Origin of the sequence: Neobacillus cucumis, from assembly GCF_002860255.1 — a bacterium.
Taxonomy (GTDB): Bacteria; Bacillota; Bacilli; order Bacillales; family Cytobacillaceae; genus Neobacillus; species Neobacillus cucumis_A.
The window spans coordinates 165,228-172,019 of the sequence record NZ_PGVE01000090.1 but is presented as its reverse complement, the minus strand read 5'-3'; the positions used below and the strand labels follow the sequence as shown (position 1 = coordinate 172,019).

Below are 6,792 nucleotides of genomic sequence, written 5' to 3'. Positions count from 1 at the left end.
TGCGCTTTTCTGATTTACTTATCAGTGCTTTTGACTCTTGGAAGAATTTTGTTTAATTGAACTTGTTTTCGGCGTTCCCACGTCAATTCATTATTTGGATCAAATTGCTCAAGGAATGAGATGACTTCCTTGGTGATTGGGGTTGGTGTAGAAGCACCGGATGTTACGGCAACTGTCTTGGCATCTTTTATCCAATCAATTTCTAATTCGGATATATCCGCGATACGATAGGCTTTTGTTCCGGCAATATCCTCTGAAACCTGAGCAAGGCGATTTGAGTTATTACTTTTTGGGTCTCCAACAACAATGGTAACGTCCGCTTCTGTTGCTTGTCCCGCCACTGCTTCCTGACGGATTTGTGTCGCATGGCAAATTTCATTGTATACTTCTACATGCGGATATTTTTCTTGTACCTTTTTCATTGTATCAGAAACATCCCATTGGCTCATGGTAGTCTGGTTAGTAACGATGAGTTTATCACTTTGAACGGTTAATGCTTCAACATCAGCAGGGGTTTCTACTAATTGAACCATATCTGGTGCAACACCAACTGCTCCTTCAGGCTCTGGGTGCCCTTTTTTCCCAATATAAATGACTTGGTAGCCTTGCTTGGTTTTTTCCTCAATCAAATCATGTGTTCTGGTTACATCTGGGCAAGTGGCATCAATGGCAACCAGACCCTTCTTTTTGGCAAGTTCACGTACTTCTGGAGAAATGCCATGGGCGGTAAATATAACAGTCCCTGAATCCACCTTTTCGAGGATATCCATCCGATTTTTACCGTCAAGAGTGATAATACCTTCCTCAGCAAAGGCATCAGTTACATGTTTATTATGAACAATCATTCCTAAAATGTAGATTGGACGAGGCAGTGTTTTATCTAAAGCGGCATTTCTTGCAATGACCATGGCATCAACAACACCATAGCAGTAACCGCGTGGTGATATTTTTATAATTTGCATAGGAAAAAGTCCCCCTAATTGAACTTTGATTTACTTATACTAAGCAGCTAACTTAAAGGCTTTTCTGTTAGTCTATGTATTTATTATATAAAACTAATAGATATAATACAAAGATACATTTTTCCTTTAAAATTATTGGAAAAATAAAAGAATGCTGGGCTGCAGCATTCTGGTAAAATTAAATATACATCTTTGGTACGGAACTGCCTTTTTGTGATTTTACGGAACGTTCCTTTTGGATTTCATTTCGGTTGGTTTGCTGATTGGAAGTTGACGATTCCGTACTTTCGCTGCTGGAAGATTCTTCTAAGGCTGATTGAGTTTTTGTATCTTTATTGGATGAATCTGTGTCTTTTGTGGCATTTTTAAATCCTCTATATAGCTTCCACATAGCAGGTATATTTTTTACCATTGGACCGTACTGTTGGATCATTGGTCCGATTGACTGTGCCGTCTTTAAGACTTGCTGGGTATTGTTTAAGATTCCGGTTAATCCTCCAGGATTGCTTAAGGATTGCAATAACCCGCCTCCGCCTCCAGCTGCTCTGCCTAATCCTGGCACTCCGGCTCCGCCAGCTCGGCCTAATCCCATCATTCCGCCTGGTGCACTTGCTTGAGTCCCTCTTCCAAGCAGTCTAGAGAGTATGCCTCCGCCAGCTCGATTCATCGGTCCAGATCCCATCCTTGCACCCATCATTTGGTTTCCTCCGCCGAATGGTCCAGTTGGCGGCCTCATCATCATAGGGTTCCTTCCGAAAGAGGGCCCCCCAGGCCCCATCATTGGACCACCGCCTCCGAACATCTGTGGGCCCATTCCGCCGCCGTTAAAGGGCATTCTTGGTCTTGGCTGCATTCCATGACCTCCTTCCAGTATGACTTAATACATTAAAATATGCATAAATCCAAATTTGGTTTAGGTTTTACACACAGAGAAAAATTAATTTTCGTTTTAAAATTTGCCTAAAAAGTAAAAGCTGTGAATAAAAAGGAAAGTTAACTGGTTATTTAGGTGAAATTTTACTATAATAACATGATGGAAATAGAGCAGGATGTAAAACTGAGGAAGTACTACTCCATAAATATGATTAATAACAATAAGGAGCTATTTTATGAGAGCAAATCAATTTGAACGTTTTAAGTTTCAGCCTTTTATCATAGAAGCACTGAACCAATTTGGCTTTTTTGAGCCTACAGAAATTCAGGAACGGATGATCCCATTAGTTTTAAAAGGAGAAAGTGCCATCGGACAATCCCAAACTGGGACAGGAAAAACATTTGCCTATGTTTTACCAATACTGGAGGGGATTGATCCTGCTCGGCAAGAAGTTCAGGCGGTTATTACTGCGCCAACAAGAGAATTAGCCTCGCAAATATATCATCAAATACTGAAGGTTACTGAACATTGCAGTCCTGAAAGTCAAATAATGACTAGATGCTATATTGGTGGAACGGATAAGCAGCGGACGATTGAAAAATTAAAGGTACAGCCGCAAATCGTTGTGGGTACTCCTGGGAGAATTAAAGATCTCATGGTGGAGCAGGCCTTATTTATCCATACATCCAACATTCTTGTTGTTGATGAGGCGGATATGATGCTTGATATGGGATTCATTGAAGATGTCGATCAGGTTGCAGCCAAAATGCCAGAGAAACTCCAAATGCTAGTGTTTTCTGCCACCATTCCGGAAAAGTTGAAACCATTTTTGAAGAAATATATGGAAAACCCAAAGACGGTCCAGATTGATTCCAAAAGAAAAGCAGCCGAGAATTTAATTCAATACTTATTACCATCCAGACACCGAAATAAAAAACAGCTGGTCCATGATGCATTGCTTGCTTATAATCCATATCTAGCCATTGTTTTTACAAATACAAAAAAAATGGCAGAAGAGGTTGCCTATTTCTTAAACGAAAAGGGATTAAAAGTCGGCCGGGTCCATGGTGATTTAAGCCCTCGGGAACGTAAAAAAATGATGAAACAAATACAAGACCTAGAGTATCAGTATATTGTTGCTACCGATCTGGCATCAAGAGGAATTGATATTGAAGGCGTCAGCCATGTCATAAATTATGAACTGCCAACTGATTTGGACTTTTATATTCACAGGGTGGGACGAACGGCACGAGCTGGTCATTCGGGTATTGCCCTTACCATTTATGAAAATTCCGATGAGGATGCATTAAACCGTTTAGAAAAAATGGGTATTCAGTTTAAACATGTTGATTTCAAGAATGAGGGGATTGAAGAAATCGACGATAGAAATAAACGGAAAACTCGTGTAAAAAAAGAAGATGAAGCAGACCGGACTGCTAAATCATTGGTCAAAAAACCACAAAAGGTAAAGCCTGGTTATAAAAAGAAAATGCAGTGGGAACTGGATAAGATAAAAAAACGTCAGCGAAAGATAGAGAAAAGAAAGAAATAATTATTAATGAGGGAGAGAATTAGAATGTTGAAAATCGGCTCACATGTCTCCATGAGTGGAAAAGACATGCTGCTTGCAGCAAGTACTGAAGCAGTATCGTATGGCGCCAATACATTTATGATTTATACGGGTGCACCTCAAAATACTAGACGAAAGAAAATTGAAGACTTGAATATAGAAGCAGGCAGAAAACATATGGAGTTGAATGGGATTACAGAAATTGTGGTCCATGCTCCATACATCATAAATATTGGTAACACAACCAATCCGGATACATTTGAATTAGGAGTAAGATTCTTGCGTAGTGAAATAGAAAGAACAGAGGCTATAGGAGCGAAACAAATAGTGCTTCATCCAGGGGCTCATGTTGGAGCTGGAACAGAGCTTGGCATTAAAAAAATCATTGAGGGCTTAAATGAAGTATTAACTGGTAAGGAACAGGTCCAAATTGCATTAGAAACTATGGCAGGAAAAGGTTCCGAGTGCGGAAAATCTTTTGAAGAACTGGCAATGATTATGAACGGAGTTACCTATAATGATAAGTTATCCGTTTGCTTTGATACGTGTCATACACATGATGCAGGTTATAATATTGTTGAAGACTTTGATGGTGTTTTGAATGAATTTGACAATATTATTGGCTTAGACAAGCTTAAGGTACTTCATATCAATGATAGTAAAAATTCAGTTGGGATGAGAAAAGACCGCCACGAGAATATTGGTTTTGGTCATATCGGATTTAAGGCACTTAACTATGTGGTTCATCATCCACAATTACAGGATATTCCTAAGATTTTAGAGACTCCTTTTGTAGGTGAAGACAAAAATAATAAAAAAGCGCCGTATAAATTTGAAATCAACATGCTTCGAGAACAAGTGTTTAATGAAAACCTGTTAGATGAAATCTTGCAAGGATAAGTAAAAAGCTGTGCTTTTAGCACAGCTTTTTATTGCTTTGTAAATTGGATTAAAAGCTTATTAACTTCTCGTGCGGTTTCAGGTCCAGCTGCTTTAGCTATTTGTTTTACTAATTGAGTACGCTGTGTATTATCGAATATATTAATGTTTTTACCTCTTAAGTACTCGGCAATCTTTTTTGCCTGTTGGAGACTAACAGGAATATTAAACTGATTCCCATACTTTACAAGCTCTTCTGCTGTGATTGTATTGATTTTATGATTAATGATGCTTTCAAATATTTTCACTCTCATCACTCCTCCATGCTAATGTATGAAGAAGGCAATAGAGTGTGACAATGGATTAAAAAGCAAAGTGACTGGAGCCTTTACAATTGGATATTCCTATTGTATACTACTTGAAGTTAAATCGGAATGATTCTTATAATTAAAAGTGAGAGTGTAAAATATGCAAGCCATTATTGAAATAAAAGATCTTTTCTATAGATATGAAAAAGATAGTGTTCTTGAAGATATTAACATAACCATACCGGATGGATCCTTTCTGGCTATAGTGGGGCCCAACGGTTCAGGTAAATCAACCTTGTTAAAATTAATTTTAGGATTATTGAGGCTGCAAAAAGGGAACATTTATTTATTTGGTCAAGAAATAAGTAAATTTAAAGATTGGCAAAAAATCGGTTATGTTTCTCAAAAGGCAAACTCCTTCAATACCGGATTCCCTGCTACAGTATTTGAAGTAGTATCGAGCGGATTGACCAAAAAACTGGGTCTGTTTAACTTTCTAAAAAAAGAAGACAAACAGAAGGTTTCCGATGCATTAGAGGCAGTAGGGATGAAGGCGTTTAGTCATAGGAATATTGGTGAGCTTTCTGGGGGACAGCAGCAAAGGGTATTTATTGCTCGTGCGCTTGTAAGTGAGCCTAATTTATTGATATTGGATGAACCTACAGTTGGAGTGGATGCGGAAAATGTTCATTCTTTCTACCAAATGCTTGCAGACTTAAATACCAACAGAGGGATCACGCTATTATTGGTTACTCATGATATAGGAACCATTTCAGATAAGGTGACACATGTTGCCTGTTTAAATAAACATTTACATTTTCATGGGGATACAGAAGAATTTGAACAACTTAGTAATATGAATGGATTGTCTAAAGTTTATGGTCATGATGTTCATGTCCTCGCCCATAACCATGAACATGAACATGGAGGCGTTAAAAATTGATTCAAGGTATTTTTCATTATGAGTTTTTACAGAATGCCTTTCTTACAGGAATTATGATAGGTGTTCTTGCCCCGTTATTGGGTGTATTTATTGTCGTTAGGCGGTTATCATTAATTGCGGATGCATTAAGCCATGTTACATTGGCAGGTATTGCAGCAAGTCTGCTGGTTGAAAATAAATTTGCTTTCCTGGCTGGCTTAAACCCGCTTTATATGGGAATGGTTTTTTCTGTAGGGGGTTCCTTGTTTATTGAAAAATTGAGAGGAGTTTATAAACACTATCAGGAATTAGCTATCCCAATCATCATGTCAGGTGGAATTGGATTAAGTGTAATTTTTATTTCACTTGCAAATGGATTTAATACCGACTTATTCAGTTATTTGTTTGGAAGTGTATCTGCGGTCAGCAGAACTGATTTATGGGTTATCCTTATTATTAGTATTTTGGTCATATTATTAATTATTCTATTGTATAAAGAACTATTTTTACTTTCCTTTGATGAGGAACATGCCAAAGCCTCAGGAATACCTGCAAAAAGTATTCACTTCATTTTTATTGTAATGGTAGCTCTTGTAATTGCTGCTTCAATGAGAATAGTTGGAATATTATTGGTTTCCTCTTTAATGACATTGCCAGTGGCAGCAAGTATTCGCGTTGCTAAAGGTTTCAAACAGACCATTTATTTATCAGTTATTTTTGGTGAACTGTCTGTATTAGGGGGCCTTTTTACGGCCTATTATCTTGATCTTGCTCCAGGTGGGACGATTGTTATGATTGCAGTACTCATCTTATTAATAGCTATCCTATACAAAAAGTCAGCCCGTGCATTAGGAGGTGGAGCTAAGTGAATGTGAATGAAGCCATACAATACTTAAAAGAAAATGGTTTCAAGCAGACAGGTAAAAGAGAAGATATGCTGCAACTATTCGCAGATAGTGACAAATACTTAACGGCGAAGGATGTTCTGGACTTGTTAAAAGATGATTATCCAGGCTTAAGCTTTGATACCATTTATCGAAACCTTTCGTTATTTGTAAGTATGGGTATTCTAGAAATGACTGAGTTATCTGGGGAAAAACACTTCCGTTTTACCTGCTCAAGAAATCACCATCATCATCATTTTATCTGCTTAGACTGTGGAAAAACGAAAGAAATTGAAACCTGCCCAATGGACGGATTAAGTGAAAATTTAAAAGGATATGATATTTCTGGGCATAAATTTGAAATCTATGGAAGATGTCCTGAGTGCCATTAAA

Annotated in this window: 8 protein-coding genes; 5 read left to right on the top strand and 3 right to left on the bottom strand. The window is 37.9% G+C overall.

Annotated elements, in window-relative coordinates; translation table 11 throughout:
- Window positions 1-14: 14 nt before the first annotated feature.
- Window positions 15-962, bottom strand: coding sequence for a 4-hydroxy-3-methylbut-2-enyl diphosphate reductase (locus tag CVD27_RS24305; protein WP_101651265.1), 948 nt, complete (start codon window positions 960-962; stop codon window positions 15-17).
- 178 nt (window positions 963-1,140) lie between these two features.
- Window positions 1,141-1,815 (bottom strand): YqfQ family protein, encoded by a 675-nt coding sequence (locus CVD27_RS24300; protein WP_257984474.1) that lies wholly within the window; start codon window positions 1,813-1,815, stop codon window positions 1,141-1,143.
- A 256-nt stretch (window positions 1,816-2,071) separates the two neighbouring features.
- Between CVD27_RS24300 and CVD27_RS24295 the strand changes: the two genes are divergently transcribed.
- Both CVD27_RS24295 and CVD27_RS24290 read left to right on the top strand, forming a co-directional pair.
- Window positions 2,072-3,388 carry a DEAD/DEAH box helicase gene (locus CVD27_RS24295; RefSeq protein WP_101651263.1) on the top strand — a complete coding sequence of 439 codons (1,317 nt, stop codon included), beginning with the start codon at window positions 2,072-2,074 and terminating at the stop codon, window positions 3,386-3,388.
- 24 nt (window positions 3,389-3,412) lie between these two features.
- Window positions 3,413-4,306, top strand: coding sequence for a deoxyribonuclease IV (locus CVD27_RS24290; protein ID WP_101651261.1), 894 nt, complete (start codon window positions 3,413-3,415; stop codon window positions 4,304-4,306).
- Between the two features lie 29 nt (window positions 4,307-4,335).
- Here the strand turns inward: CVD27_RS24290 and CVD27_RS24285 are convergent, their stop codons facing one another.
- Complete coding sequence (locus tag CVD27_RS24285; RefSeq protein ID WP_101651259.1) at window positions 4,336-4,593, bottom strand: DUF2624 domain-containing protein; 258 nt, start codon at window positions 4,591-4,593, stop codon at window positions 4,336-4,338.
- Between the two features lie 160 nt (window positions 4,594-4,753).
- On the opposite strand from CVD27_RS24285, the gene CVD27_RS24280 reads away from it, so the two are divergent.
- From CVD27_RS24280 to CVD27_RS24270, 3 genes are read left to right on the top strand one after another with little or no spacing between them, the layout of a single operon-like run.
- Window positions 4,754-5,536 carry a metal ABC transporter ATP-binding protein gene (locus CVD27_RS24280; RefSeq protein ID WP_101651257.1) on the top strand — a complete coding sequence of 261 codons (783 nt, stop codon included), beginning with the start codon at window positions 4,754-4,756 and terminating at the stop codon, window positions 5,534-5,536.
- A complete protein-coding gene (locus CVD27_RS24275) occupies window positions 5,533-6,384 on the top strand; it encodes a metal ABC transporter permease (protein WP_101651255.1) in 852 nt (283 codons plus the stop codon). Before CVD27_RS24280 ends, CVD27_RS24275 begins: the two co-directional genes overlap by 4 nt.
- Entirely contained in the window at window positions 6,381-6,791 is a 411-nt protein-coding gene (locus tag CVD27_RS24270; RefSeq protein ID WP_101651253.1) for a Fur family transcriptional regulator, read from the top strand. The genes CVD27_RS24275 and CVD27_RS24270 overlap by 4 nt, the downstream gene beginning before the upstream one ends.
- Window position 6,792 lies beyond the last annotated feature (1 nt).

Coding starts and splice junctions, on each gene's coding strand:
- CVD27_RS24300 (WP_257984474.1), bottom strand. CDS start 1,815: ATGCAGCCAAGACCAAGAATGCCCTTTAACGGCGGCGGAATGGGCCCA.
- CVD27_RS24290 (WP_101651261.1), top strand. CDS start 3,413: ATGTTGAAAATCGGCTCACATGTCTCCATGAGTGGAAAAGACATGCTG.
- CVD27_RS24295 (WP_101651263.1), top strand. CDS start 2,072: ATGAGAGCAAATCAATTTGAACGTTTTAAGTTTCAGCCTTTTATCATA.
- CVD27_RS24305 (WP_101651265.1), bottom strand. CDS start 962: ATGCAAATTATAAAAATATCACCACGCGGTTACTGCTATGGTGTTGTT.
- CVD27_RS24280 (WP_101651257.1), top strand. CDS start 4,754: ATGCAAGCCATTATTGAAATAAAAGATCTTTTCTATAGATATGAAAAA.